The 25,220-nt window shown below is 71.0% G+C and carries 25 protein-coding genes and 1 tRNA gene; 13 read left to right on the top strand and 13 right to left on the bottom strand.

The features are described from left to right. Positions 1-61 precede the first annotated feature (61 nt). From Q8A52_RS04095 to Q8A52_RS04075, 5 genes are all read left to right on the top strand, one after another. On the top strand, positions 62-538 hold the full coding sequence (locus tag Q8A52_RS04095; protein ID WP_316748910.1) for an FtsB family cell division protein: 477 nt from the start codon (positions 62-64) through the stop codon (positions 536-538). Positions 539-605: 67 nt separating this feature from the next. Next, a complete protein-coding gene (locus tag Q8A52_RS04090; RefSeq protein WP_316748908.1) occupies positions 606-1,136 on the top strand; it encodes a DUF501 domain-containing protein in 531 nt (176 codons plus the stop codon). Then, positions 1,133-2,074 (top strand): Ppx/GppA phosphatase family protein, encoded by a 942-nt coding sequence (locus Q8A52_RS04085; RefSeq protein WP_316748906.1) that lies wholly within the window; start codon positions 1,133-1,135, stop codon positions 2,072-2,074. Before Q8A52_RS04090 ends, Q8A52_RS04085 begins: the two co-directional genes overlap by 4 nt. Before the next feature lie 467 nt (positions 2,075-2,541). Then, positions 2,542-3,921 (top strand): NAD(P)/FAD-dependent oxidoreductase, encoded by a 1,380-nt coding sequence (locus tag Q8A52_RS04080; protein WP_316748904.1) that lies wholly within the window; start codon positions 2,542-2,544, stop codon positions 3,919-3,921. 256 nt (positions 3,922-4,177) lie between these two features. Continuing rightward, positions 4,178-5,467 (top strand): cyclopropane-fatty-acyl-phospholipid synthase family protein, encoded by a 1,290-nt coding sequence (locus tag Q8A52_RS04075; RefSeq protein ID WP_316748902.1) that lies wholly within the window; start codon positions 4,178-4,180, stop codon positions 5,465-5,467. A gap of 63 nt (positions 5,468-5,530) precedes the next feature. On the opposite strand, the gene Q8A52_RS04070 is transcribed toward Q8A52_RS04075, so the two are convergent. Both Q8A52_RS04070 and Q8A52_RS04065 read right to left on the bottom strand, forming a co-directional pair. Further along, positions 5,531-8,059 (bottom strand): ABC transporter permease, encoded by a 2,529-nt coding sequence (locus Q8A52_RS04070; protein WP_316748899.1) that lies wholly within the window; start codon positions 8,057-8,059, stop codon positions 5,531-5,533. Positions 8,060-8,091: 32 nt separating this feature from the next. After that, complete coding sequence (locus tag Q8A52_RS04065; RefSeq protein ID WP_316748898.1) at positions 8,092-8,862, bottom strand: ABC transporter ATP-binding protein; 771 nt, start codon at positions 8,860-8,862, stop codon at positions 8,092-8,094. Positions 8,863-9,260: 398 nt separating this feature from the next. On the opposite strand from Q8A52_RS04065, the gene Q8A52_RS04060 reads away from it, so the two are divergent. Beyond that, positions 9,261-9,343, top strand: a tRNA-Leu gene (locus tag Q8A52_RS04060). Between the two features lie 14 nt (positions 9,344-9,357). Here the strand turns inward: Q8A52_RS04060 and Q8A52_RS04055 are convergent. Beyond that, positions 9,358-9,669 carry a hypothetical protein gene (locus Q8A52_RS04055; protein ID WP_316748896.1) on the bottom strand — a complete coding sequence of 104 codons (312 nt, stop codon included), beginning with the start codon at positions 9,667-9,669 and terminating at the stop codon, positions 9,358-9,360. A 243-nt stretch (positions 9,670-9,912) separates the two neighbouring features. On the opposite strand from Q8A52_RS04055, the gene Q8A52_RS04050 reads away from it, so the two are divergent. Next, the gene (locus Q8A52_RS04050) at positions 9,913-11,088 is read left to right on the top strand and encodes a 4-hydroxybenzoate 3-monooxygenase (protein WP_316748894.1); all 1,176 of its coding nucleotides are present in this window, start codon (positions 9,913-9,915) and stop codon (positions 11,086-11,088) included. 193 nt (positions 11,089-11,281) lie between these two features. Next, positions 11,282-12,166, top strand: coding sequence for a Bax inhibitor-1/YccA family protein (locus Q8A52_RS04045; RefSeq protein WP_316748892.1), 885 nt, complete (start codon positions 11,282-11,284; stop codon positions 12,164-12,166). Positions 12,167-12,250: 84 nt separating this feature from the next. Here the strand turns inward: Q8A52_RS04045 and Q8A52_RS04040 are convergent, their stop codons facing one another. After that, complete coding sequence (locus Q8A52_RS04040) at positions 12,251-12,481, bottom strand: DUF4287 domain-containing protein (protein ID WP_316748890.1); 231 nt, start codon at positions 12,479-12,481, stop codon at positions 12,251-12,253. Between the two features lie 101 nt (positions 12,482-12,582). On the opposite strand from Q8A52_RS04040, the gene Q8A52_RS04035 reads away from it, so the two are divergent. Further along, positions 12,583-12,894: a hypothetical protein gene (locus Q8A52_RS04035; RefSeq protein WP_263209552.1), complete on the top strand. Its 312-nt coding sequence runs from the start codon at positions 12,583-12,585 to the stop codon at positions 12,892-12,894. A gap of 42 nt (positions 12,895-12,936) precedes the next feature. Here Q8A52_RS04035 and Q8A52_RS04030 read toward each other — a convergent pair whose 3' ends face one another. The 3 genes from Q8A52_RS04030 to Q8A52_RS04020 form a co-directional block, all read right to left on the bottom strand. Next, the gene (locus Q8A52_RS04030) at positions 12,937-13,770 is read right to left on the bottom strand and encodes a hypothetical protein (RefSeq protein WP_316748887.1); all 834 of its coding nucleotides are present in this window, start codon (positions 13,768-13,770) and stop codon (positions 12,937-12,939) included. 284 nt (positions 13,771-14,054) lie between these two features. Next, a complete protein-coding gene (locus tag Q8A52_RS04025; RefSeq protein ID WP_316748886.1) occupies positions 14,055-15,275 on the bottom strand; it encodes an acetyl-CoA C-acetyltransferase in 1,221 nt (406 codons plus the stop codon). A 283-nt stretch (positions 15,276-15,558) separates the two neighbouring features. Next, positions 15,559-16,644 (bottom strand): SGNH/GDSL hydrolase family protein, encoded by a 1,086-nt coding sequence (locus tag Q8A52_RS04020; protein ID WP_316748884.1) that lies wholly within the window; start codon positions 16,642-16,644, stop codon positions 15,559-15,561. Positions 16,645-16,792: 148 nt separating this feature from the next. Here Q8A52_RS04020 and Q8A52_RS04015 point away from each other — a divergent pair, with 148 nt between their 5' ends. Further along, positions 16,793-18,184: a cystathionine beta-synthase gene (locus Q8A52_RS04015; protein ID WP_316748882.1), complete on the top strand. Its 1,392-nt coding sequence runs from the start codon at positions 16,793-16,795 to the stop codon at positions 18,182-18,184. A 399-nt stretch (positions 18,185-18,583) separates the two neighbouring features. Here Q8A52_RS04015 and Q8A52_RS04010 read toward each other — a convergent pair whose 3' ends face one another. Together Q8A52_RS04010 and Q8A52_RS04005 are read right to left on the bottom strand one after the other, a co-directional pair. Then, the gene (locus Q8A52_RS04010; protein WP_316749940.1) at positions 18,584-19,000 is read right to left on the bottom strand and encodes a hypothetical protein; all 417 of its coding nucleotides are present in this window, start codon (positions 18,998-19,000) and stop codon (positions 18,584-18,586) included. 77 nt (positions 19,001-19,077) lie between these two features. Then, a complete protein-coding gene (locus tag Q8A52_RS04005; RefSeq protein ID WP_316748880.1) occupies positions 19,078-19,740 on the bottom strand; it encodes a carbonic anhydrase in 663 nt (220 codons plus the stop codon). A gap of 160 nt (positions 19,741-19,900) precedes the next feature. On the opposite strand from Q8A52_RS04005, the gene Q8A52_RS04000 reads away from it, so the two are divergent. The 3 genes from Q8A52_RS04000 to Q8A52_RS03990 all read left to right on the top strand — a co-directional run bounded on the left by Q8A52_RS04000 (position 19,901) and on the right by Q8A52_RS03990 (position 22,965). Further along, the gene (locus tag Q8A52_RS04000) at positions 19,901-21,397 is read left to right on the top strand and encodes an aromatic amino acid ammonia-lyase (RefSeq protein WP_316748878.1); all 1,497 of its coding nucleotides are present in this window, start codon (positions 19,901-19,903) and stop codon (positions 21,395-21,397) included. Next, entirely contained in the window at positions 21,394-22,254 is an 861-nt protein-coding gene (locus tag Q8A52_RS03995) for a MurR/RpiR family transcriptional regulator (RefSeq protein ID WP_316748875.1), read from the top strand. The genes Q8A52_RS04000 and Q8A52_RS03995 overlap by 4 nt, the downstream gene beginning before the upstream one ends. 156 nt (positions 22,255-22,410) lie before the next feature. Continuing rightward, positions 22,411-22,965 (top strand): hypothetical protein, encoded by a 555-nt coding sequence (locus Q8A52_RS03990; RefSeq protein WP_316749938.1) that lies wholly within the window; start codon positions 22,411-22,413, stop codon positions 22,963-22,965. Between the two features lies 1 nt (position 22,966). Here the strand turns inward: Q8A52_RS03990 and Q8A52_RS03985 are convergent, their stop codons facing one another. Genes Q8A52_RS03985 through Q8A52_RS03970 form a run of 4 tightly spaced genes read right to left on the bottom strand, consistent with a single transcriptional unit; the run spans position 22,967 to position 25,109 of the window. Beyond that, entirely contained in the window at positions 22,967-23,341 is a 375-nt protein-coding gene (locus Q8A52_RS03985; RefSeq protein ID WP_316748874.1) for a roadblock/LC7 domain-containing protein, read from the bottom strand. A gap of 28 nt (positions 23,342-23,369) precedes the next feature. After that, positions 23,370-23,882, bottom strand: a complete 513-nt coding sequence (locus tag Q8A52_RS03980; RefSeq protein ID WP_316748872.1) for a roadblock/LC7 domain-containing protein — start codon at positions 23,880-23,882, stop codon at positions 23,370-23,372. Positions 23,883-23,913: 31 nt separating this feature from the next. Further along, a complete protein-coding gene (locus Q8A52_RS03975; RefSeq protein WP_316748870.1) occupies positions 23,914-24,723 on the bottom strand; it encodes a transcriptional regulator in 810 nt (269 codons plus the stop codon). Beyond that, complete coding sequence (locus tag Q8A52_RS03970) at positions 24,720-25,109, bottom strand: hypothetical protein (RefSeq protein WP_316748867.1); 390 nt, start codon at positions 25,107-25,109, stop codon at positions 24,720-24,722. The genes Q8A52_RS03975 and Q8A52_RS03970 overlap by 4 nt, the downstream gene beginning before the upstream one ends. Positions 25,110-25,220: the final 111 nt, after the last annotated feature.

Raw genomic sequence — 25,220 nt, 5'->3', positions numbered from 1 at the left:
TCCCCGTACGCGGTCCCGTACCGTGTCCGGGGACGTACGCACGTATGAGGGAGGCGGGGACATGGCCGCGAAGGACCGGGACCGGTTCTCCACCGCGACCAGACTGCGGCTGTTCGGCGAGCAGACGGCGGCCCGGGTCTACCGCTCCCAGACCAAGCGGCAAGCCCGCCGCTCCCGGCTCACCGGCCGGGCCGCGCTGCTCGCCCTGGTGCTGTGCACGATGGTGGTGGCCCTGGCCTATCCGATGCGGCAGTACGTCTCCCAGCGCGCCGAGATCGCCAATCTGGAACGGCAGAAGCAGCGGGCCCAGGAACGGGTCGAGCAGTTGCGCGACCTCAAGGCGCGCTGGCAGGACGACTCCTTCGCCGAGCAGCAGATCCGCCGGCGGTTGCACTATGTGATGCCGGGGGAGACCGGTTACGTCGTGATCGACCCCGGTGCGGCCAAGCAGGCGCACGCTTATCTGGGGGCGGCCGACCGCCCCTGGTACGCCAACGTCTGGGACGGGGTCGACAAGTCCGACGCCTCCGACCAGTGAGCCGGCGGCGCTCAGAGGGCCCCGGCCAGTGAACCGACAGCCAGAGAAAGACAGCCTGAAGACAGTCATGGAAACGCCTCCGCGCCCCACTCCGCGCACCGAGCCCACCGACGCGGACGTCGAGGCCTTCAAGCAGCAGCTCGGACGTCCGCCGCGCGGGCTGCGGGCGATCGCGCACCGGTGCCCCTGCGGCCAGCCGGACGTCGTGGAGACGGCCCCGCGCCTGCCCGACGGCACGCCCTTCCCCACGCTGTACTACCTGACGTGCCCCAAGGCCTCCTCGGCCATCGGCACCCTCGAGGCGAACGGCGTCATGAAGGAGATGACGGAGCGGCTGCAGACGGACCCGGAGCTGGCCGCCGCCTACCGCGCCGCGCACGAGGACTACATCCGGCGCCGGGACGAGATCGAGGTGCTGACGGGCTTCCCGAGCGCCGGCGGCATGCCGGACCGGGTGAAGTGCCTGCACGTGCTGGTCGCCCACTCGCTGGCCGCCGGACCGGGTGTGAACCCCCTCGGCGACGAGGCGCTCGCGATGCTGCCCGAGTGGTGGATGAAGGGGGCCTGTGTGACCGTCCCGAAGGAGGAGGACCAGTGACCCGGGTCGCCGCGATCGACTGCGGTACGAACTCCATCCGTCTGCTGGTCGCCGACGCGGACCCGGAGACGGGTGAACTCGTCGACCTGGACCGCCGGATGACCATCGTGCGGCTCGGACAGGGCGTCGACCGCACCGGACGGCTCGCTCCGGAGGCGCTGGAGCGGACCTTCGCCGCCTGCCGCGAGTACGCGGCGATCATCAAGGAGCACGGCGCCGAGCGGCTGCGGTTCGTGGCCACCTCCGCCTCCCGGGACGCCGAGAACCGCGACGAGTTCGTCCGGGGCGTCCTCGACATCCTCGGGGTCGAGCCGGAGGTCATCTCGGGCGACCAGGAGGCCGAGTTCTCCTTCACGGGCGCCACGAAGGAGCTCACGGGCCGCGACGACCTCACCAAGCCCTACTTGGTGGTGGACATCGGCGGCGGCTCCACCGAGTTCGTCGTCGGCGACGACCACGTCGGGGCCGCGCGGTCCGTGGACGTGGGCTGCGTGCGGATGACCGAGCGTCATCTGGTGCACGAGGGCGTCGTGAGCGACCCGCCCACCGCGGAGCAGATCGCCGCCATGAGGGCCGACATCGAGGCCGCCCTCGACCTCGCCGAGGAGTCGGTCCCGCTGCGCGAGGCGCACACCCTCGTCGGGCTCGCCGGGTCGGTCACGACCGTGTCGGCGATCGCCCAGGAGCTGCCCGAGTACGACTCCGCCCGCATCCACCACTCCCGTGTCTCCCACGACCGGGTCCGGGAGATCGCCGAGTGGCTGCTGCGCTCCACCCACGCCGAGCGGGCCCGCATCCCGTCCATGCATCCGGGCCGGGTCGACGTGATCGGCGCCGGGGCCCTCGTGTTGCTTGCGATCATGGAGCGGATCGGGGCGGAGGAGGTCGTGGTGAGCGAGCACGACATCCTCGACGGCATCGCGTGGTCGGTGGCCTGAGCCGCCCTCGCGGGGTGGTCCGGGTCTCTTTTCCTACCGATCAGTAGCTCTCTGCTGAGCAGTTCGCATAGCGTATGAGCGCGTTCCGGGGGTGGTGACGCACCCCTTCGGGGCACGCTCTCGAGAAAGTTCGTGAAGTTCTTCACAAGGAATTCGGCCCTGTCGAGGGGCCGAAGGTCCTTCATTGAGCCGTCCGAGGGTTCAACGGCCCTCCGAGCGCACTCGGGAGGGCGTCACGGAGGTGCTCGGCGACGGTGTCGCCGGAGGGCCGCGCGGGGGCCTCACGGGCCCTCCGAGTGCACGGAGAGGCAGCTCACGCGGCATTGACAACGGGTCGGGGTGCACAGCGGTTCCGACTTGTCGACATGACCTGTGTCACGCGGGTCGCGGAGTGTAGCACGGGCCCTCAAGAAGCTTGTGAAGGGGCGCACGAGCGGCCCCCTAGGGGCGGGTGGATACTCGATGGCATGAGCACCACGGAGCGTCCCAGGATCCTCGTAGTAGGCGGTGGGTACGTAGGCCTGTACGCAGCTCGGCGCATCCTCAAGAAGATGCGCTACGGCGAGGCGACCGTCACGGTCGTCGACCCCCGGTCGTACATGACCTACCAGCCCTTCCTGCCCGAAGCCGCCGCCGGCAGCATCTCCCCTCGCCACGTCGTCGTCCCGCTGCGACGCGTGCTGCCGAAGGCGGAGGTCCTCACCGGCCGGGTCACCACCATCGACCAGGACCGCAAGGTCGCGACGGTCGCCCCGCTGGTCGGCGAGGCGTACGAACTGCCCTTCGACTACCTGGTGATCGCGCTCGGCGCGGTCTCCCGCACCTTCCCGATCCCCGGCCTTGCCGAGCAGGGCATCGGCATGAAGGGCATCGAGGAGTCCATCGGCCTGCGCAACCACGTCCTCGAGCAGCTCGACAAGGCCGACTCCACGACCGACGAGGAGATCCGCCGCAAGGCACTCACCTTCGTCTTCATCGGCGGTGGCTTCGCCGGTGCGGAGACCATCGGCGAGGTCGAGGACATGGCCCGGGACGCGGCCAAGTACTACAAGAACGTGTCACGTGAGGACATGCGCTTCGTCCTCGTCGACGCCGCCGACAAGATCCTTCCCGAGGTCGGGCCGAAGCTCGGCCAGTACGGCAGGGAGCACCTGGAGAGCCGCGGCGTGGAGATCTACCTCTCCACCTCCATGGACTCCTGCGTCGACGGCCACGTGGTCCTGAAGAACGGCCTCGAGGTCGACTCCAACACGATCGTCTGGACGGCCGGCGTCAAGCCGAACCCGGCGCTCGCCCGCTTCGGCCTGCCGCTCGGTCCGCGCGGTCACGTCGACTGCGCGCCGACGCTCCAGGTCCAGGGCACGGACTACATCTGGGCCGCGGGCGACAACGCCCAGGTGCCGGACGTCGCCGCCCGCAAGGCCGGTGTCGAGAACGCCTGGTGCCCGCCGAACGCCCAGCACGCACTGCGCCAGGCCAGGGTGCTCGGCGACAACGTGATCTCCGGTATGCGGGGCTTCCCGCAGAAGGACTACTCGCACGCCAACAAGGGCGCGGTGGCCGGTCTCGGTCTCCACAAGGGCGTTGCGATGATCGTCATGGGCAAGACGAAGATCAAGCTCAAGGGCCGTCTGGCCTGGTACATGCACCGTGGCTACCACGGTCTGGCCATGCCGACCTGGAACCGCAAGATCCGCATCTTCGCGGACTGGACCCTCGGCATGTTCCTCAAGCGCGAGGTCGTGTCGCTCGGCGCCATGGAGAACCCGCGCGAGGAGTTCTTCGAGGCCGCCAAGCCGGCGCCGGTCGCCGCGGCGAAGACCGGGGAGAAGGCCAAGGCCTCCTGACCCCAGGTCACCGAACCGCCCGAAGGGGCCGCCTGCCATCCGTGGTGCAGGCGGCCCCTTCGGCATGCACGGCGGCAGGTTCCCGGTGACGGGGCAGGCCGTGCCGCTTCGTGGCGTGGCGTCGGTGTGATGGTTCGGGGGAGCGTGTCGGCACGGGCCGGGTGAGGGGGAATGACGTCGGCGTGGACGGTCGTTACCGGGAGACCGGATGGAGACCGGAACCAATGGGCCGATTCCATTCACGGAGGTGTGCGCCATGGCCGACGCCGCGTCGCGGCTGACGAGTCTCGCCGAGCAGCTGCTGGGAGAACCGCTCCCCGTACGGATCCGCGCCTGGGACGGTTCGCTGTCCGGCCCGCCGGGCGCCCCGACCCTGGTCGTCCGCAATCGCCGGGCCCTGCGCCGCCTGCTGTGGAAGCCGGGCGAACTGGGCCTGGCCCGGGCCTGGGTGTCCGGCGACCTGGAGATCGAGGGCGATCTCTACGCCGCCCTCGACGCGATGTCCGGGCTGGTGTGGGAGCGCGCGGAGGGCTCCAGGACCCTCCTGCAGGCGCTGCGCGACCCGGACGTCCGGGCGGCCGCCGTCCGGCTGCTGAGGCTCGCCGGCCCCCTGCTGCCACCCGCCCCGCCCCGGGAGGAGGTCCGCCGCACCACCCGTCGTCTGCACACCCGGCGCAGCGACAGACGCGCCATCAGCCACCACTACGACGTCGGCAACGACTTCTACGAGCTCGTCCTCGGCCCCTCCATGGTGTACTCCTGCGCCTATTGGGAGGACGCCGGCACCCTCGAGTCCGCCCAGCGCGACAAGCTCGAACTGGTCTCCCGAAAGCTCGGCCTGACCCCAGGTCAGCGGCTCCTCGACGTCGGCTGCGGCTGGGGCTCGATGGCCATGCACGCGGCCCGCGAGCACGACGTGAGCGTCGTCGGCGTCACCCTGTCCCAGGAGCAGGCCGCGTACGCCCGCAAGCGCGTCGCCGACCAAGGCCTCACCGACCGGATCGAGATCCGGGTGCAGGACTACCGGGACGTCGCCGACGGCCCGTACGACGCGATCTCCTCCATCGGCATGGCCGAACACGTCGGCTCGGAGCGCTATTTCGAGTACGCCACCGTTCTGTACGGCTTGCTGAAACCGGGCGGCCGGCTCCTCAACCACCAGATCGCCCGCCGCCCGCAGCGCGACGAGTCGTCGTACCACCCGGACGCGTTCATCGACGCCTATGTCTTCCCCGACGGCGAGCTGGCCCCGCTCGGCTCCACCATCACCCAGTTGGAACGCGCCGGGTTCGAGGTGCGCGACGTGGAGTCGATCCGCGAGCACTACGCCCTCACCCTCCGCCGCTGGGTCGCCGCTCTGGAGTCCGGCTGGGACCGCGCGGTACGGCTCGCCAGCCCCGGGCGCGCCCGCGTCTGGCGCCTGTACATGGCGGCCTGCGCCCTCTCCTTCGAACGCAACCGCATCGGCGTCAACCAGGTCCTGGCAGTGCGCACACCCGAGTCGGGGATGTCCGCGATGCCGTTGCGTGCCCGCACGTGGAACTGAACGCGCGAGGCCCCGTTCCCTTCGGGCGTGGCCGGAAGGGAACGGGGCCTCGACGCTGTACGGCTACTCCGACTTGATGGCGGCAAGCATGTTCAGCCGGGCCGCCCGCCGGGCCGGCCACAGCGCGGCCAGGACGCCGACCGTGCCTGCCAGCAGCAGGAAGACGGCTATCCGGGCCCAGGGCAGGACCAGTTCGTAGGTCGCCATCTTCGTGCCGAGCAGCTCACCGGCGGCCCAGCCGAAGAACACGCCCAGACCGATGCCCAGCACCCCGCCGAACAGGGAGATGACCAGGGACTCCAGGCGTACCATCCGCTTGACGGACTTGCGGTCCAGGCCGATCGCGCGCAGCATGCCGATCTCCTGGGAGCGCTCGAAGACCGACATGGCCAGGGTGTTGATGACCCCGAGGACCGCGACGATCACCGCCATGCCGAGCAGGCCGTAGACCATGTTCAGCATCAGCGTGAACATCTTCGCGATGTCGTTGGAGATGTCCTGCTTGTCCTGGACCTTGATCGCCGGGTTGGAGCCGAGGGCCTTCTCCAGCTTGTCCTTGGCCGTGCCGGTTGCGCCGTCCGCGGTCTTGACCCAGACCTGCATGTCGGCCGGGTCGCTCAGGTGCGGGGTGAGGAGCTTGTTGTCGAGGATGATCCCGTTGAGCATGTCGTTGCCCTCGTAGATCCCGGCGACGGTCAGCTTCTGCGCCTTGCCGTCCTCGTAGTGCACGGTGAAGTCCGAGCCGGCCTTCCAGCCGTATTCCTTGGCCTTGTCCTTGTCCACCACGACCTGCGTGCCGCCCACCTCGAAGGTGCCGGCGTCCACCTCCAGGTCCATCAGCCGGGCGATGGCGGAAGCGTTCACGCCGGTCAGGAACTCGGTCGCGCCGTCGATGCGGGATTCGCCGTTGCGCAGCGGGCTGCTGGCCGTGACGCCGTCCGTGGCGGCGATCTTCGTCGCCACGTCGGGGGAGAGCGGGCCGCGGTTGGCCATCGAGACGACGTAGTCCGCGCGGATGGCCGAGCCGGCCATCTTGTCGATGGATGTCTGCAGGCTGCCCGCCATCACCGTCATGCCGGTGATCAGGGTCAGGCCGATCATCAGCGCGGACGCCGTGGCCGCCGTACGGCGCGGGTTGCGCACCGAGTTCTGGCGGGCCAGCTTGCCCGAGACACCGAAGGCGCGCAGCACCGGGGCCGCGGCCGCGATCAGGGGGCGGGACAGCAGCGGGGTCAGGATGAACACGCCGATGATGAGCAGGACCGCGCCGATGCCCATCGGGCCCTGGGCGGCGTCGGCGTCCATCGAGGTGGCCGCGAGGACCACCGCGATGCCGGCCGCCGAGAACAGTGCGCCGAGCGTGTTGCGCAGCACCAGCGACTTGGTGGTCGCCTTGGCGTGCACGCTGCTCATCGCCGCCACCGGCGGGATCTTCGCCGCCCGGCGGCCCGGCAGCCAGGCGGCCAGCATGGTGATGACGATGCCGACCGCGAGGGCGGTCGCCACGGTGCCCGGCGTGATCACCAGCGGGCCGTCGGGCACGCTCGCGCCGAAGGAGCCCAGCAGGCTCCGCAGCCCGGCGCCGATCCCGATGCCGGCCACCAGACCGGTCACACCGGCGACCGCGCCCACCACGAACGCCTCGATCAGCACCGAGCGGGTGACCTGACGGCGGGAGGCGCCGACCGCCCGCAGCAGGGCCAGTTCCTTGGTGCGCTGGGCGACCAGCATGGTGAAGGTGTTGGCGATGATGAACGTCCCGACGAACAGCGCGATACCGGCGAACACCAGCAGACTCTGCTTCAGACCGCTCATCGAGGAGGAGATCATCTGCGCCTGGTCGTCGGCGAGCTGCTTGCCGGTGGTGGTCTCCACCAGGCGCGAGGGCAGCGCCTTGTCCAGCCCGGCCTTGAGTGCGCTCTGGCTGGTCCCCGCCGCCGCCTTCACGTCGATCTCGTCGTACGTGCCTTTCTTGCCGAACAGCGTCTGCGCGGTCGGCGTGTCGAACAGGGCGAGGCTGCCGCCCGCGGCCACGTTGCCGTCGTCGGTGGTGAAGATGCCGCTGATGGTCGGGGTGAGGACCGGGCCGTCGACCGAGATGCGCACGGTGTCGCCGACCTTGTAGCCGGCGCGCTCGGCGGTCCTGGAGTCGATCAGCACCTCGCCCTTGCCGCTCGGGGCGTGGCCGCTGACCAGCGGGTAGCGGGCGTCCTTGGAGCCCCAGTAGTTCCCGCCCGCGGACTGCCAGCCGCTGCCGAGCAGCTTGCCGTCCTTGTCGGCGATCGCGGTGAAGCCGCTGACGACACCGGTCGCGGAGGCGGCCCCCGGGGTCTTCGCGGCCCTGTCGAGCAGAGCCTGGGTCAGCTTGGGGGTCTTGCCGACCTTGTCGCCCTTGGAGTCCTGGTACTTGGGCTGCACGGCGACGTCGACCTGGTCGAAGCCCTTGGCGGAGCTCTTCTGGTAGGCGTCCGAGATGGTGTTGGTGAAGACCAGGGTCCCCGAGACGAACGCGACGCCGAGCATCACGGCGAGCACGGTCATGAGGAGCCGGGCCTTGTGCGCGAATACGTTGCGCAAGGCGGTGCGGAACATGGGTTCTCTTCGGTCCGTGGTGTGGTCGGCGGTCAGCTGGTGCGGCCCTTGGCGTCGAATCGCTTCATGCGGTCGAGCACCGAGTCCGCCGTCGGTCCGTGCATCTCGTCGACGATCCGTCCGTCCGCGAGGAACACCACCCGGTCCGCGTACGCCGCGGCCACCGGGTCGTGGGTCACCATCACCACCGTCTGGCCCAGTTCCCGGACGGAGTTGCGCAGGAAGCCCAGCACCTCGGCGCCGGAGCGCGAGTCGAGGTTTCCGGTCGGCTCGTCGCCGAAGATGATGTCGGGCTTGGAGGCGAGGGCACGGGCGACGGCGACGCGCTGCTGCTGGCCGCCGGACAGCTGGGACGGGCGGTGGCCGAGCCGGTCCGCCAGGCCGACCATCCGGATCACCTGGTCGAGCCACTGCTTGTCCGGCTTACGGCCCGCGATGTCCATGGGAAGGGTGATGTTCTCCGCGGCCGTCAGCGTCGGCAGCAGGTTGAACGCCTGGAAGATGAACCCGATCTTGTCCCGGCGCAGCTTGGTCAGCTGCTTGTCCTTCAGCGAGCCGAGCTCGGTGTCGCCGATGCGCACGGACCCGGAGGAGAAGGTGTCCAGACCGGCCACACAGTGCATCAGCGTCGACTTGCCGGACCCGGACGGCCCCATGATCGCGGTGAATTCGGCCTGCCGGAACTCGGCGGAGACCCGGTCGAGGGCGACCACCTGGGTCTCGCCCTGTCCGTAGATCTTCGACAGATCCGTGGCACGCGCGGCCACTGCGGTGGTCCGGTCGGCGATGGGTGTGGTGGTCACGGAAGGGCGCTCCTGTCGGGACGGCGGCGTTCGTCGGTACTGGTACATCGTCCCGGCCGCCCATCGCCGTGTAGTCACCCGCTGATCCCGTTCCAGAGGCAGACTCCGGTCGGACCGGAGGGCGCCATGTCATACCTGGGGATGACGGCCGACCCCGAGTCGGGGACGGGAAGACGTCGAGAACAGGTGGAGCCCCCTCGTTCGGACGGTGAAATTCCGTCATTCCGTGTACGTGCACACCCACCGCGCGTAACGCTATTGGCAAGTGCGGATGGCCCGTACCGCGGGCTGATGCTCCCTCAGACCTCAATAAAATAAGACAACATCGGGTCAGCCCTACCGCTGTTCGGGGGATGTATCCCGATAGGCTCGGGATCTCGAAGCGGAGCCCATGGCCTGCCCGGATGGTGGAATGCAGACACGGCGAGCTTAAACCTCGCTGCCCCTCGCGGGCGTACCGGTTCAAGTCCGGTTCCGGGCACTTCCCGCGCCTGTCTACGGCGCCACGGGATCACCGTTTCCCAGTTGCAGCCACCACACGTCGTCGTGGTCGCGGCTGAGGTACACCATCTGTCTCTCCCCGTCGCCGAAGCGGAGCTTGACGGCGGCGAGGTACGGCACGACGGGCTCCTGCACGGTCGCTTCGACCGGTTCGCCGGTGTGTGTGCCGTACCGGGATGTCGGGCGCCGCGCGGCCCGTTCCCGGCCGGCGTACCAGGGGGCACCGAGGCGAGCCAGGTCGTTCGCGTCGCCGGCCCGGAGGCGCTGGACGTACACCTTGGCGAGCAACTCGACGTCGTCGGCCACCTCTTGGTGCCGGGGTAGTCGAACTTCACCGGACGGACCGTCACCTTCACGGCGGGGGTGTCACGCAGGGCGTAGGGGGCCGGCTCCCGGAGCAGGCGGCGGCTCTTGCCGTTCTCGGAGCGGCGGTCGCTGACGTGGCGCGGGTCGCCGCAACCGTTGACATGGGGCGAGGGCGGTCGGAGACTCCTGCGAGGGGAGAAGTGAAGGAAATTTCACCAGGCGAACAACGGAAGGGAACGACCGATGCGTACCACCGTCGGCATCATCGGCGCCGGACCCGCCGGTCTGCTCCTCGCGCGGCTGCTGCACACCGCGGGCATCGACTCGGTCGTCCTGGAGAGCCGCGACCGCAGCTACGTCGAACAGCGGCAGCGGGCCGGGATCCTGGAGCAGGGGACCGTGGACGTGCTGCGCGCGGTCGGTGCCGGGGAGCGGATGGACCGGGAGGGGCTGCGGCACGACGGGATCGAGCTGAGGTTCGCCAAGCGGCGCCACCGCGTCGACTTCCCCGCGCTCACCGACGGCCGGTCCGTGCTGGTCTACGCCCAGACCGAGGTCTGCAAGGACCTCATCGCCCTCCAGCTGAAGGAGGGCGGCCCGCTGTTGTTCGAGGCGGAGGCGCTGGCCGTGGAGGGAGCCGACGGCGAGCGTTGCCGGGTGCGGTTCCGGCACGAGGGGCGCGAGGACGTCCTGGAGTGCGAGTCCGTCGTCGGGTGCGACGGGTTCTGGGGGGTGGCCCGTAAGGCCGTACCCGAGTCACTCTCCCGGGTGTTCGAGCGGACGTACCCCTACGCCTGGCTCGGCATACTCGCCGACGTCGCCCCCTCCCACGACGAGCTCGTCTACGCCCGCCACGACCGCGGCTTCGCCCTCCTGTCCATGCGTTCCCCGTCCGTCTCCCGCCTCTATCTCCAGGTGCCCGCGGAAACGGACGCCGAGGACTGGAGCGACGAGGACATCTGGGCCGAGCTGGAACGCCGCTTCGAGACCGCCGACGGCTGGCGCCTGCAGCGCGGGCCGATCACCCGGAAGTCGGTCACGCCGATGCGCTCGTACGTCCACGAGCCCATGCGGTACGGCCGTCTGTTCCTCGCCGGGGACGCCGCCCACATCGTGCCGCCGACCGGTGCCAAGGGGCTCAACCTGGCCGTCGGTGACGTCGTCACCCTCGCTCGGGCGCTCGCGCACGAGAAGGAGACGGGGTCGGCGGAGCTGCTGGACTCCTACTCCGCGACCTGTCTGCGTCGCATCTGGCAGGCCGAGCGGTTCTCCTACGACATGACGACACTGCTCCACCGGGCCCCCGACGCCACCGCGTTCGACGACCGGCTCCAGCTGGCCCGGCTGGAGCGGATCGGTGCCTCCCGCGCGGCCGAGACCGATCTCGCCGAGGCGTACACCGGCTTCCCGCTCGACTGACCGGTTTCCGGCCGGTTCCGGAGAGGTAGCGGGTTGGTCATGGAATGGAGCCCTCCATGGCCGGGAATGAGGCACCCGCGTAGCGTGTTGGCGAGCACGCAGGGGAAAGATCCTCCCCAAGAACTAGGGTCAGTCTTTTGCCAACCTATTACTCTTGAGCCAAGGCCACGCAGGGTGGCCATGGAGGAGTGAAATGAGGAGCAGTAACCCGGTCTTCTCGCGACGGGGGTTCAGCCGCGACAACGGCTACGCGGGCTTCAACACCGCGCCGCAGGCCGGGTACGCACAGGGCAACCCCTATGCCCAGGGCAACCCGTACGCCCAGGGCGGGAACCCCTACGCGCAGAACCCTTACGCCCAGCAGGACCAGCAGTACGGCGCCCCGCCGCAGGCCCCGGTCACCACCGGCCGGATGACGATGGACGACGTCGTCATGCGCTCCGCCATGACGCTCGGCACGGTCGCCATCGGCGCCGTCCTGGCGTGGGCGGTGCTGCCGGTCTCGGCGACCAGCTACGGCCTGGCGTTCGTCTCCGCCATCATCGCGATGGTGCTGGCGCTCGTGCAGAGCTTCAAGCGCACCCCCTCGCCCGCGCTGATCCTGGGATACGCCGCCTTCGAGGGCGTCTTCCTCGGCGTCATCAGCGAGATGTACAACAGCCAGTGGAGCGGCGCCCCGTTCCAGGCGGTGCTCGGCACCATGGCGGTCACGGCCGCGACCCTGCTGGTCTACAAGGCCGGCTGGATCCGCGTCACGGCGCGCTACGCCCGCATCGGCATGTCGATCGCCATCGCGTTCGTGCTGGTCATGGCAGTGAACCTGCTGCTGGTCGCGTTCGGCGTCGCCTCCGACGGCGGTCTGCGCAGCTTCGGCCCGCTGGGCGCGATCGTGGGCATCATCGCCATCCTGCTCGGCGCCTTCTTCCTGACCCTCGACTTCAAGCAGATCGAGGACGGCATCGCCTACGGCGCGCCGCGCGAGGAGGCCTGGCTGGCCGCGTTCGGCCTGACCCTGACACTCGTGTGGATCTACGTGGAGATGCTGCGGCTGGTGGCCATCTTCAGTAGTAACGACTAACGCACGGCGCGGCATCGAGGTGCCGCGGTGACAGGAAGGGCCCCGGCTTCGTCCGGGGCCCTTCGTCGTATGCGTGGTGCGCGCCTAGAGCAGTTTGCGCGCGGCCCTCCTCAGGTCGTATTCATGAACGATTGCCTTGGCGTGGCCGTACGCGAGGTTGTGCTCGTGGCGGAGCCAGCTGACCTTCTCCTCGAAGCGGAAGAGAGCGGGGCCTTCCTCGACGGCGCGAAGCCAGTCCGAGACTTCACGGCCGGTGCAGTGGGGGATGCGGGCGAGCAGATTGCGATGGGTCTCCTCGGAGAAGACTTGGGACATCGGCGCCTCCGGACGCATTCGATGAAGCCGGTCCTTCACGTCACCGTGCCTGAGCGTTGGCGTATTGGCAACAGTCCAGGTGCGACGCGTAGTCTCGCGGCGTGGTTGACACGACACCTCTGACCCGAGCCGTGGATCACTTCGCCGACCGGCTGCGGGCCGCGCCGCAGAGCCGCCTCCAGCGGAGCGCCGCAGCCGAAGCGCTGGCGCTGGCCAGGGATTTGGCACTGCGTGCCCAGCGGATCGAGGATCCCTCGGGGGAGCCTCGAGAGATGCCGGACGCGGGCATGTTCGCGGTCGCCGACCAGATCACCGTGGCCGTACACGACTTGGCACTCGTGCTGAAAACCGACGCCGAGGTGGAGGAGGCGGTGACGTTGGTGGAGGAGGCACAAAAACGCGCCGGGGTCTGAGGGACCTCCGGCGCGTGGGCGGCGGGCCGCCGCGATCGTCGGCTACAGGGACGCGATGACCCGGTCGGCGAGGATGTAGACGTTCTCCTCGCCGCACGCGAACGTCAGCGTGTACGCGCCCGAGATCCCCGAGCCGCCGAGGAGGTACGGGTTCTCGCCCGCGCGGAGGGCGGCCGCGAGGCGCTCCGCCGTCTCGCGGTGGCCCGGCGTCATGCACAGGGTCGTGCCGTCGGCGAAGACATAGACGTCGAGGGTGCCCAGCGGGCCCGGGCGGACGTCGGTCAGCTCGACCCGATCCTCGGCCAGCTGCTCCAGGGCGGTCGCGGTGCGCTCGTGGTCGTTCACGACGGGCGACTGCACCGGTACGAAGTCCGGGTGCGAGGGGTGGCGGCGGCGGGCCGCGGCCAGCTCCGGGGAGTCGCTGGGGGTACCTCCCTGGACGAAGTCCTTGGGGGAGAACTCGTCGGCGTCCGCGGTCGGCTCCGTCACCGGCTCCAGCGGCTCCAGGCCCACGAAGTCGGCCTGCCGGGGCAGGAACATCTCGCTGTCGGCCAGAGTGTCGGCCAGGCCGAGCAAGGAGGGCGCGTCGGTGACGTCACGGGACTCCTGGGCGGCCCAGAACGCGCGCGCCTCGGCGAGCTCCCGCTCCCGCTCCTCGGCAAGGGCCTCGGCCACCGCGGCGCGTATCTCCTCGGTGTCGGCCGTGGTGCGGGCGGCGGGCAGCAGGGCGCGCGTCGCGGCCGCCTGGCTCTCGGCGAGCTGGTTCTGCAGGGCCGCGACCTGGCGGCGCAGCACCAGCACGGTGCGCAGGACGGCGACGCCCACGGCACCGGTGGCGGCCGTGGTGAGCAGCAGGGCGAGGGGCATGGCGCTCACTGACGTACTCCCTGGTTCAAAGTCGACCCCCGACTTCCTACATCAGCTTGAAGGGTGGACTAACCAGCTGTCAGTGCGTAACGTCACGAATCGGACAGGCGCTTGGCCCTGGTTTTTACCCGTACAACCGCTCTGACCTGCGTTGATATCTCCCCTGAGGGAGATAGGTCACATCCTGGGGGAGATTGGATCACAAATCGACCCGACGTTCGGATTTGGATCGAACGCCGGGTCGAAAGGTCACGCTGGGTCCCGCGACGGTCACCGTGCGGGACCCGTCCGGATCAGCTGAGGCGCTCGATCACCATCGCCATGCCCTGGCCGCCGCCGACGCACATCGTCTCCAGGCCGAACTGCTTGTCGTGGAACTGGAGGGAGTTGATGAGCGTGCCGGTGATGCGGGCGCCGGTCATGCCGAAGGGGTGGCCGACGGCGATGGCGCCGCCGTTGACGTTCAGCTTGTCGAGGTCGATGCCGAGGTCCCGGTAGGAGGGGATCACCTGGGCGGCGAAGGCCTCGTTGATCTCGACCAGGTCGATGTCGTCGATGGTCAGGCCGGCGCGGCGCAGGGCCTGCTGGGAGGCCTCGACCGGGCCGAGGCCCATGATCTCGGGGGACAGGCCGGAGACGCCGGTCGACACGATCCGGGCCAGCGGGGTGAGGCCGAGCTCGCGGGCCTTGGTGTCGCTCATGATGACGACCGCGGCGGCGCCGTCGTTCAGCGGGCAGCAGTTGGCGGCGGTGACCATGCCATCGGGGCGGAAGGCCGGCTTGAGGCCCGCCACGCCCTCGAGGGTGACGCCGGCGCGCGGGCCGTCGTCCTTGCTGACCACCGTGCCGTCGGGGAGGGTCACCGGGGTGATCTCGCGCTCCCAGAAGCCGTTCTTGATGGCCTCTTCGGCGAGGTTCTGCGAGCGGACGCCGAACTCGTCCATGTCCTGGCGGGTGACGCCCTTCAAGCGGGCGAGGTTCTCCGCGGTCTGGCCCATGGCGATGTAGGCGTCGGGGACGAGACCGTCCTCGCGCGGGTCGTGCCAGGTCGTGCCCTCCTGCTCGGCGACCGCGGCGGTCCGGGCCTCGGCCTCGGCGAAGAACGGGTTGTGCGTGTCCGGCAGGCTGTCGGAGTTGCCCTTGACGAACCGCGAGACCACCTCGACACCGGCCGAGATGAAGACGTCGCCCTCGCCGGCCTTGATGGCGTGCAGGGCCATGCGGGAGGTCTGCAGGGAGGAGGAGCAGTAACGGGTGATCGTGCAGCCCGGCAGGTGGTCCATGCCCATCTGCACGGCGACTATCCGGCCGAGGTTGTTGCCCTGCTCGCCGCCGGGAAGGCCGCAGCCGAGCATCAGGTCGTCGATGTCCCGCGGGTCCAGCTCGGGGACCTTGGCGAGGGCCGCCTGGATGATCGTGGCGGTGAGGTCGTCCGGGCGCAGGTCCTTGAGGGAGCCCTTGAAAGCGCGGCCGATCGGGGAACGGGCGGTCGAGACGATGACGGCTTCGGGCATCACGGCTCCAGTTCAAAAGGGGCGGCGCGGAGCGCCTCGTTGAGGGGTGGCGGTCGGGCGACGGGAGGGCGTACGGGGGATTGGCGGCTGCTTGGGAAGTTACCCGTACGTATGGCCCGGGTCACGTATGAAGGGGTGTGACCCTGACCGCAATTGTCTAAGCGCTTGCTTGGCCGCCCGCCCCTCCCGAGGCACTGGCACCCCGAGGCACCAGCACCCCGAGGCACACTGGCACCCCGAGGCGCTCGCGCACCCCGGGGCGCTCACAGCGCTCACACTCCCCCTATACCCACCCGCTCCCCGACTCGGTCGGCCAGGAGGCGGGTTCCTGGGAGGCGGATTCCGGCACGGAAGGTTCCACCGGGGCGGGCGGCGCCTCCGGAACCCGGCGGCGCCTGCGGCGCTTGAGCAGTGCCCACGGGCCCCGGGGGCCGGTCGGCATCGCCGCCGTGACCTCCGTACCCGCCTCCGAGGCGGCCTCGGCCGCGGCACGGGCGACCGGCAGGAAGCCCTCGCGCCGGGAGACGTCCGGCCGCTCCTCCTCCGCCGGCCACAGGCCCAGGGCCGCGCAGACGGTCGGCAGCACCGCCATCGCCGCCGTGGCGTAGCCCTCCGCGGAGGGGTGGTAGTTGTCGGGGCCGAAGAGCTCGCGCGGGTTCGCCGCGAACTCGGGGCCAAGCAGGTCGCCGAGGGACACCGTGCGGCCTCCCTGTTCCACCACGCCGATCGTCTGGGCCGCCGCCAGCTGCCGCGAGGCCCGGCGGGCCAGCCAGCGCAGCGGCTGCTGGACCGGTTCGATCGTGCCCAGGTCCGGACAGGTGCCGACGACCACCTCGGCGCCGGCCGTGCGCAGCCGCCGTACCGCCGCCGACAGATGGCGCACGGAGCGGGTCGGCGGCATCCGGTGCGTCACGTCGTTCGCGCCGATCATGATCACGCAGACGTCCGGGATCGGAAAGGGAGAGGACAGCACCAGCGCCACCTGGCGGTCCAGGTCGTCCGACTGGGCCCCGGGCAGGGCGACATTGCGCAGGTCCACCGGCCGCTCCGCCACCGCCGCCAGCCCGTGGGCCAGCAGTGCGCCCGGGGTCTGGCCCGCCCGGTGCACGCCCTGGCCCGCCGCCGTGGAGTCGCCGAGCAGCGTCAGCCGCAGCGGCGGTTCGCCGGGGATGGCATAGGAGTCGCCGTACAGGCCGTCGGCCATCGGCACATGGTTGCTCGTGCCGTTGCCCACCCGGCTCCTGGCCATCCGCACCTCGGCCAGCAGCAGACCGACGGCCGCCGCGCCGACCAGCCCGACCCCGCCGCCGCCGTACGCCGCACCGGCCGCGATCCGCCGGGCCACCCTCGCCCTCGACATGCTCGTCATGCGTCGCCGCCACCTCCTCGTAGCCGTACATCCACTCATTGCCCCGTACTGGCCGTCGGCCAATCTCAACAGGGAGTGAACGCACTTCCCGGGCCGTAGGCTGGCGGAACAATCACGACCATTTTTTTGAAAGCGACCGGAGACAACGGTGCGATTCCACGACTCGATGATCAGCCTCGTCGGCAACACCCCGCTGGTGAAGCTCAACAGCGTGACCAAGGGCATCCAGGCGACGGTCCTGGCCAAGGTGGAGTACTTCAACCCCGGCGGTTCGGTGAAGGACCGCATCGCCCTGCGCATGATCGAGGCCGCCGAGCAGAGCGGGGAGCTCAAGCCGGGCGGCACGATCGTGGAGCCGACCAGCGGAAACACGGGTGTCGGGCTGGCGATCGTGGCCCAGCAGAAGGGCTACAAGTGCATCTTCGTGTGCCCCGACAAGGTGAGCACCGACAAGATCAACGTCCTGCGTGCGTACGGCGCCGAGGTCGTCGTCTGCCCGACCGCCGTGGCCCCCGAGCACCCGGACTCGTACTACAACGTGTCGGACCGGCTGGTGCGTGAGACGCCCGGCGCGTGGAAGCCCGACCAGTACTCCAACCCCAACAACCCCCTTTCGCACTATCACTCGACCGGCCCCGAGCTGTGGGAGCAGACGGAGGGGAAGATCACCCACTTCGTGGCGGGCGTCGGCACCGGCGGCACCATCTCCGGCACCGGCCGTTATCTGAAGGACGTCAGCGACGGCGGGGTGAAGGTCATCGGTGCCGACCCCGAGGGCTCCGTCTACTCCGGCGGCTCCGGGCGGCCGTACCTGGTCGAGGGCGTCGGTGAGGACTTCTGGCCGACGGCCTATGACCGGACCGTCGCGGACGAGATCGTCGCCGTGTCCGACAAGGACTCCTTCCAGATGACCCGGCGCCTGGCGAAGGAGGAGGGCCTGCTGGTCGGCGGCTCCTGCGGCATGGCCGTGGTCGCCGCCCTGCGGGTCGCCGAGCGGCTGGGCCCGGACGACGTCGTGGTCGTCCTGCTGCCGGACAGCGGCCGTGGTTACCTCAGCAAGATCTTCAACGACGAGTGGATGGCCGACTACGGCTTCCTGGAGGACGAGGGCCCCAGCGCCCGTGTCGCCGACGTCCTCAACGACAAGGAGGGCGGCTCCATCCCGTCGCTCGTCCACATGCACCCGGAGGAGACCGTCGGCCAGGCCATCGAGGTGCTGCGCGAGTACGGCGTCTCGCAGATGCCGGTCGTGAAGCCGGGCGCCGGTCACCCGGACGTGATGGCCGCCGAGGTCGTCGGGTCGGTCGTGGAGCGCGAGCTGCTCGACGCCCTGTTCAACAAGCGGGCCTCGCTCGACGACCCGCTGGAGAAGCACATGGGCGCCCCGCTGCCCCAGGTCGGCTCCGGTGAGCCGGTCGCGGACCTGATGTCCGTGCTCGGTGAGGCGGACGCGGCGATCGTCCTCGTCGAGGGCAAGCCGACCGGTGTGGTCAGCCGGCAGGACCTGCTGGCCTTCCTGGCCAAGGGCGGGAAGCAGTAGCCAACGCCCGGTGAACTGCCCGTGCCGGAGCCGAACTCGGGGTGTCGCGTCCGGATGGGGACTTCGCGGAAGTGGTACGAGCGTGTCACGTGCGCGCAGCACCCGCTTAACACGGGTCCGGCACATTAGTGGGTGTCGGCAGGGCGGGAGCGGCTCCCCGCCCAGGCCGGCGCCGAACGGCGCCAAGGACCTCCGGAGCGGCTCCCGGACCTCCATGGACGCCACGGACGCGCAGCCCGGCCCTGACCCGGCCCGCGTCCCTCGCGGGGACCGTCGTCGTCCCGACCCCCGGCAACGGGGGTGCGGCGGTCCCCGCGCACAATCTTTTGTCCGGGTGGAACCCGGGTCCCTTCTGAGGTTCGCCCGTTCGCCTTCAAGGCTCGCCGGACCGGTTCGTCCCTAGAGCTCGCCGGACCGGTCCGACCGCCGCCCCGAGAAGAGCCCGGGGTTGAGGCGCACGGCCTGGACCACATTGACGCCGACGATGCCGATCCACGCGGCGAAGAGCCCGGGCAGGTTCCCGAGGGCGCCGCCGATCGCGGACAGCGGGATCGCCAGCACCAGCGAGACGATGGCGAAGCCGAAGCGCTCGCCCCATGAGTCCGTGCCCTTCGCGGACCTGGCCCCGCGGGCGACCTGCATCTGCTGCTCGGCGAATTGCCGGCGCAGCCGACGCTCGACCGCGGTGTCGATCCGCTGGTCGACCTTCTCCAGGAAGGAGTCGACCAGCGCCGGCTCGTACTCCTCGCCGAGTTCCCTACGGGCCCGCAAAGTGGCGTCGAGGTCCTTCTTCAGGTCGGCGTCCTGCGCTTCCATTCCCGTCATACGGGCCACGTTAGGGAGTCGGGGTCCGCGCCGCACTGGGGATAGCCCCCCGGTCGGTGCTGGGGCTGTCAGGGCAGCAGGTTGACGAGCCCGGTGTCGAGGTCGAAGCGTGCGGCGTCGACATGGGCCGCGGTGAAGGCCGGGTCGGCGCGGATGACGTCCCGGACCCAGGCGGTGTGGGCCCGCATGGCGTGCTCGGCCCAGTCGCCGGGGACCGCGCGGGTGCGGTGCGCGGCCGGGGCGATCTCGGCCACCAGCAGCTCCAGGTGTCCCGGCACGGGCACCCCGGAGCGCAGATGGTCGAGCGTCGCCGCGATCGCCCCGCACCGCTCGTGCCCGAGGACCAGCACCAGCGGGATGCGCAGTTCCTCCACGCCGTACTGGATGGACCCGAGCACCGCCTCGTCGAGCACCTCGCCGGCGGTCCGGGTGCACAGCAGGTCCCCGAGCCCCTGGTCGAAGACCAGCTCCGGCGGTACGCGCGAGTCGATGCAGCCGACGATCACCGCGAACGGCTGCTGCCCGGCCGCGAGCGCCCGGCGTATCCCTCCCGACTCGTGGGGGTGCAGGGGGCGTCCGGCGGCGAAGCGCCGGTTGCCGGCCAGCAGTTGGTCGAGTGCCGCGCGAGCGGTGGCCGGGCAGGGACGGGGGACGGTGGCGGTCGGCGGCGGGGCGGCGGCCAGCGCGCCGACGGCCGTGGCGGCCAGGAAGGTCCTGCGGTTGGAGGCCATGGCGCTTCCTCCGGTGTCGTGCTTGCAGCGCACCATCACCGTAAGCACCCGTGGGATCACAGTGCGTGGCTGTTTAACGACTCTTGGTGTCCCTTGCCCGTCTGCATAGCATCATGCAGAGTTCTAGTTGAGTGAATAGGTTGGCTGAATAGAGAGGGGCATGGTGGACGCACCCGCATCCGTGCACTCCGGACTCGTGCTCCTCGACGGGACCGGCCTCGGCGTCGAGGACGTCGTGCGTCTCGCCGACGGCGCCGTGCGGCCCGTTCCGGGGAGCGACGCGATGCGGCGCGCGGAGGAGTCCTGGAACGCCGCCCGGCAGATCGCGGCCACCGGACGCGTGTACGGCCGCTCCACCGGCGTGGGCGCGAACCGCAACGAGGACGTGCCGACCGAAGCCGCCGCCGGACACGGGCTGCGCCTGCTGCGCAGCCACGCCGGCGCCATCGGCGCGGAGCTGCCGGCCCGCCAGGTGCGGGCGATGCTCGCCATCCGCGCCAACCAGCTGCTCGCCGGCGGCGCCGGGCTGCGGCCCGGCGTGATCACGGCCCTGTGCGAGGCATTGGAGACGGGTGCGTATCCGGTCGTCAACGAGTTCGGCTCGGTCGGCACCGGCGACATCGCGGCGCTGGCACAGACCGGGCTCGCGCTGGTCGGGGAGCACCCGTGGCGGGGCGCCGGGCCGCCCGCGCCCCAGCCCCTGGACAACAACGACGCCCTCGCCCTGATCAGCAGCAACGCGCTCACCCTCGGCCAGTCCGCGCTCGCCCTGAACGAGCTGCGCGGGCTCATCGAGGCCACCCAGGTCGTCGCCGCCCTCTCGCTGCTCGCCGTCGACGGCTCGCACGAGGCGTACGCCGCCCCCGTCCATGCCGCCCGACCGCACCGGGGCAGTGTCGAGGTGGCCCGGCGGATGCGGCAGCTGACCGGCGCAGCCGACCGGCCGGTGCCCCCGCTCGGCCGGATCCAGGACCCCTACGGCTTCCGCTGTCTGCCCCAGATCCACGGCCCCGCCCATGACGCGGCGGACGCGCTGGAGCAGGTGCTGACCGTGGAGATCAACGCGGCCGCGGAGAACCCGCTCATCTCCCCCGAGGACCTGGCCGCCTATCACCACGGCGGCTTCTACCAAGCCCAACTCGCCCTCGCCCTGGACCACTTCAGGCTCGCGGTCACCCAGGTGGCCCGCCTGTCGACGTCCCGCCTGTCCACCCTCAACGAGCCCGCCTACACCCGGCTGCGCCCGTTTCTGGCGAATCACGAGCCCGCCTCGTCCGGCGTGATGATCCTGGAGTACGCGGCCGGGGCCGCCCTCGGCGATCTGCGGGCCTTCTCGGCCCCCGCGTCGCTCGGGCACGCTGTACTCTCCCGGGGCGTCGAGGAACAGGCAAGTTTCGCCTCGCTGGCCGCCCGCCAGACGCTGCGTGCCTGCGGTGCGTACCGTCTGGTGGTCGGCTGCGAACTCGTGGCCGCCGTACGGGCGCTGCGCCAGCGGGATCTGAAGCCCGACCCGGAGCTTCCGGCCGGGCGGGCGCTGGCGCTCGCCGAGTCGGTGCTCGACGAGGACCCGGCCGACCGCCCGCTCACGGACGACGTGACGTCGGCGGCCGCACTGCTTGACCGGTTCACGGACATCTGGAGGGGGAGCGGGACATGAGCGTCGACAGGAGTACGGGTGTGACGGACAGCCCTGCCACACGGCTGCAGGCGCTCTTCGAGGGGCACCGGCTCACACCGACCCAGCGTCGCATCGCGCACAGCATGGTGCGGCGGGCCGCCGACGTGCCGTTCCTGTCCAGCGTGGAGCTGGCGGAACTCGCCGGGGTCAGCCAGCCGTCCGTGACCCGCTTCGCGGTCGCCCTCGGCTTCGACGGCTACCCGGCCCTGCGCAGGCATCTGCGCGAGGTCGTGCCCGCCGAACCCGCCGTGGGCCCGGGCTCGTACAACGAGTACCAGCAGGCCGTCGAGGCCGAGATCGAGAACCTGCGGCACCTGGCGGAGGTGCTGGCCGACCCGCGGCCGGTGCAGAAGGCCGGCCGCATCCTCGCCGCCTCCCGCCCGCTGCCCGTGCTCGGACTGCGGGCCGCGGCCTCCCAGGCCTACGGCTTCGCGTACTTCGCGGCCAAGGTCCACCCCGACGTCCGGCTGCTCGACCAGGGCGGCACGATGGTCCACGACCGTATCGACGCGGCCGTGCGCGCGGGCGCCTCGGCCCTGCTGTGCTTCGCGCTGCCGCGGCATCCGCGCGAGGTCGTCGACACCCTGGCGTACGCCAAGGAGTCCGGGCTGTCGGTCGTCGCGGTCGCCGACTCGGCCTTCGCGCCGGTCGCCAAGCACGCCGACCTGCTGCTGCCGGCCGCCGTCGGCACCGGGCTCGCCTTCGACACCGCGTGCGCGCCCATGCTGCTGGGACGGGTGCTGCTGGAGGCCATGTGCGACGACCTGCCGGACGCGCAGGCCCGGCTGGAGGAGTTCGACGCGCGGGCGGCGGCACGGGGGCTGTTCGTGGAGTGACCCGGCGGCTCCCGTCGCGCCGTTCTCAGACTCGTCTCACGTCGGCTCGCTAGCGTGCCCGCCCGACGGGACTGTGCCGCAAGGACGAGGAGGCGGAGCGTGGCGCGCGGAGCACGCGGAGTACGCGGAGTACGCGGAGGACAGAGCCTGGCCCGGGTGGCCGTCGTCGTACGGGCCGGGGCGGCGCCGCTGTGGTGGTGCGGAGTGGTCGCGGCGGGCATCGGCGTCCTGCCGCCTGGGGTGACCGGGCGCCGGATCGGCGTCATGGCCGGGGCCGCACTCTTCCTCATCGGCGCCGCCGTCGTGGCGTACGCGCGCCGTCGGCGCTACGCCGCCCTGGCCCGGGGCACGGCCCGTGCGGGTAAGCACGATGTGCTCCAGGACCGTGCGGTGACCGTGCGCAACTGGCGCCGGGGCCACCGCTGGTGGCTGCTGCTCGCCTTCGCCGTCGCGCTCGGCAGCTCCTTCGCCGTGCCGGCGGCTGGCGGCATGCTGCTGGCCGGAACCGGCACCGGGCTACGGCTGAAGGCCGCCTGGCTGGGCCGCCGCGAGCGGGCCGAGGACACACTGCTGTGGCTGCGCGTCGACTGGCTCGACGGGCGCAGCGGGCGTCCCGCGGGCAGGGCGGTCAAGGCCTACCGCGGGACCGGCATCGCGGCGGGCGACGCGGCCCCGGGCGGGGCCCGCCGCCGCACCGCGGCGCTCGTCTGACTCAGACCTCCAGGTCCTCCTCGATCCTCTTGAGCTGGTGCCGGGCCATCGCCAGGTTGGCCCGGGACTGGTCAAGGACCAGGTACAGGAACAGACCGTTGCCGCCGCGCCCCTTGAGCAGCCGGATCAGGTGGTACTGGCTGGACAGCGTGATCAGGATGTCCTCGATCTCGCCCTTGAGGCCGAGGTGCTCCATGGTGCGCATCTTGGCGCGGATCACGTCCGTATTGCCGGCGGCGGCCACGTTCAGGTCGAAGCTCTTACTGCCTCCCATCGTGCCCAGGGCCATGCCGCTGGTGTAGTCGACGAGCGCGACTCCGGTGGCACCCTCGATGGAGGTGAGGGCCTCTTTGAGCGCGGTCTCGGTGTTGGCCATCGTGCTGCCTCTTTTCCTTTGCTGCTTCTCAACTGTCGGTTGCGGTGCGCGCGTCGGTCGCCGGGCGCGCTTCGCTGGTGGTGGTTCGTGGTGTGCGGGTCGGTCTCGTGCGCACGGCGGTGCTCCTGGCCGCGGGGCCGGCTCGCGCCGCTCGCTTGGCCGCGGCGGCCTCGGCCGCGTCGACCAGCTCCCCGATCCGGGCACCGGCCCGGCGGCCCTCCAGGTGCAGCCGGCCGACGTTGACCCGGTCCTGGGCGAGCAGTGTCAGGACCGCCGTATGGCCCGCCGCGTAGGTGGCGATATAGCCGTCCACACCGCGGACCAGCAGTTCCCGGAATTCGCCCTGCCCGGTGGCGTCCGCCATCCGCACGGCGATGCCGAGCGCGGCCGCGGTGAGCGCGGCCAGACTCTCCGGATCGACGCCGGGGGCGTCCTGGGCGACGACCAGGCCGTCCACACCGGCGGCCAGGGCGCCGGTGAGCTGGGGAACGCGGCTGCGCAGCCGGCGCAGCTCGTCCAGGATGTCGGGCTCAGCCGCCATCAGATCTCTCCTCTCGGCGGGTCGTTGCCGTTCAAAGGGCCTCCAGCGCATTCCTGAGCCTCTTCAGCAGCGCGATGTCGGGGTCGGTGACCTGGGGGAGGGGCGGGGGTGCCGGTCCGGGCACCGTGGGACCCGGCGAGACGAGTCCCGCCGCCGCCAGCCGGCGTATGTCCACCAGCGTGTGGAACGCCTTCCGGCCCAGCTCCCGGGCTATGTCCAGGGCCGTGCGGACGCCGTTCACCCGCTCCAGGACCGCTTGCTGGCGGGCCGAGACCGGCGGAGCCGCCACCGGGTCGGCCCGGATCAGCGGGCCGCTGTCGGTCGTCGGGTCCGGCCAGATCCGGTGCAGGAGGGCGCGGCGGCGCAGCGTCTCGCGCTCCAGGGCGATGACCGGCACCGGGCACAGGGTGGCCGGGCGGGGCGTGGCGCCGTACCGGAAACGGCCCGGGGTGCTGCTGGGAGCCAGGGCGAAGTACCCGGCGTCGTACAGCGCGCCCAGATGGCACAGCTCCAGCGTGCCCGTGGTCAGCCGGCCGGCCTCGAGCAGCCGGCGGGCGGTGCCGGGCGCGCCGTCGGCCCTGCCCGCCGCCTGCAGCCAGTCCGCCGCGTCGAGCGTGCCGTGGGCCGTGAGGAGCACGTCGAGGCCCGGGGCGAGGGGGCTCTCGGCGTGCACCACGCGGCCCTCGGCGAGGTGGAGGCTGCCGTGCTCGCGGACGAGGACGCCGGTGGCCCGCTCGTCGGCGAGCCGGGTCAGCATCGGCGAGAGGGCGCGCTGGCCGTGCTCCCGTGCGGCCACCTTGTCCCGTACGGGCAGGGGCGGAGGCGTCCCGACCACGGTCATGCCAGCACCAGCCGATCCGCCATTTCGCCGAGCCGGATGCGGGCGAGCGCGAGATTGCCGTCCTCTCTGGCCAGCCACAGATGCAGGAACACCGTGCTGTCGAAGGACGTGACCACGAACCGCAGCAGGTGGTAGCTGTCCCGGTTGCTGACGATCAGGTCCTCGACCGGTGGCCGTTCGCCGTCCGGGTCGCCGGACGCGAACGCCCCGTGCTCGGCGGCCAGCCGGGCCAGTTCGGCGGCCTCGGCCGCGGTCGTCTCGTGGTCACCGCCGGGAGCCTCCCCGACGGTGCCCAGGGCCAGTCCGCTCGTCCAGTCCACGAGCGCCGCGCCCCGGGCACCGGGCAGTCGCATCGCTTCCAGCAGGCACTCGTCGATTCCGGGCACCGCGGTTCCCCTCCCACCTGGAACTCCGGCTGAGTGACGGAGACACTACGCAACGTGTGCGGGGAGAGTGAGTCTTCTGGCATTTTCCGGTGGAACATGCGTCCGTCGACT

The sequence above is a fragment of the Streptomyces herbicida genome, from assembly GCF_032656585.1.
In the GTDB taxonomy this organism is placed as follows: domain Bacteria; phylum Actinomycetota; class Actinomycetes; order Streptomycetales; family Streptomycetaceae; genus Streptomyces; species Streptomyces herbicida.
This window is presented reverse-complemented; position numbering and strand designations above follow the sequence as displayed.

What these genes read in the sequence shown, in the direction of transcription:
- Q8A52_RS03985 (WP_316748874.1), bottom strand. Translation starts at nt 23,341, where the DNA reads ATGGCCAACACCGAGACCGCGCTCAAAGAGGCCCTCACCTCCATCGAG.
- Q8A52_RS04050 (WP_316748894.1), top strand. Translation starts at nt 9,913, where the DNA reads ATGCGTACCACCGTCGGCATCATCGGCGCCGGACCCGCCGGTCTGCTC.
- Q8A52_RS03995 (WP_316748875.1), top strand. Translation starts at nt 21,394, where the DNA reads ATGAGCGTCGACAGGAGTACGGGTGTGACGGACAGCCCTGCCACACGG.
- Q8A52_RS04070 (WP_316748899.1), bottom strand. Translation starts at nt 8,059, where the DNA reads ATGTTCCGCACCGCCTTGCGCAACGTATTCGCGCACAAGGCCCGGCTC.
- Q8A52_RS04090 (WP_316748908.1), top strand. Translation starts at nt 606, where the DNA reads ATGGAAACGCCTCCGCGCCCCACTCCGCGCACCGAGCCCACCGACGCG.
- Q8A52_RS04080 (WP_316748904.1), top strand. Translation starts at nt 2,542, where the DNA reads ATGAGCACCACGGAGCGTCCCAGGATCCTCGTAGTAGGCGGTGGGTAC.
- Q8A52_RS03975 (WP_316748870.1), bottom strand. Translation starts at nt 24,723, where the DNA reads ATGACCGTGGTCGGGACGCCTCCGCCCCTGCCCGTACGGGACAAGGTG.
- Q8A52_RS04005 (WP_316748880.1), bottom strand. Translation starts at nt 19,740, where the DNA reads ATGGCCTCCAACCGCAGGACCTTCCTGGCCGCCACGGCCGTCGGCGCG.
- Q8A52_RS04095 (WP_316748910.1), top strand. Translation starts at nt 62, where the DNA reads ATGGCCGCGAAGGACCGGGACCGGTTCTCCACCGCGACCAGACTGCGG.
- Q8A52_RS03980 (WP_316748872.1), bottom strand. Translation starts at nt 23,882, where the DNA reads ATGGCGGCTGAGCCCGACATCCTGGACGAGCTGCGCCGGCTGCGCAGC.
- Q8A52_RS04075 (WP_316748902.1), top strand. Translation starts at nt 4,178, where the DNA reads ATGGCCGACGCCGCGTCGCGGCTGACGAGTCTCGCCGAGCAGCTGCTG.
- Q8A52_RS04020 (WP_316748884.1), bottom strand. Translation starts at nt 16,644, where the DNA reads ATGACGAGCATGTCGAGGGCGAGGGTGGCCCGGCGGATCGCGGCCGGT.
- Q8A52_RS04025 (WP_316748886.1), bottom strand. Translation starts at nt 15,275, where the DNA reads ATGCCCGAAGCCGTCATCGTCTCGACCGCCCGTTCCCCGATCGGCCGC.
- Q8A52_RS04010 (WP_316749940.1), bottom strand. Translation starts at nt 19,000, where the DNA reads ATGGAAGCGCAGGACGCCGACCTGAAGAAGGACCTCGACGCCACTTTG.
- Q8A52_RS04045 (WP_316748892.1), top strand. Translation starts at nt 11,282, where the DNA reads ATGAGGAGCAGTAACCCGGTCTTCTCGCGACGGGGGTTCAGCCGCGAC.
- Q8A52_RS04000 (WP_316748878.1), top strand. Translation starts at nt 19,901, where the DNA reads ATGGTGGACGCACCCGCATCCGTGCACTCCGGACTCGTGCTCCTCGAC.
- Q8A52_RS04040 (WP_316748890.1), bottom strand. Translation starts at nt 12,481, where the DNA reads ATGTCCCAAGTCTTCTCCGAGGAGACCCATCGCAATCTGCTCGCCCGC.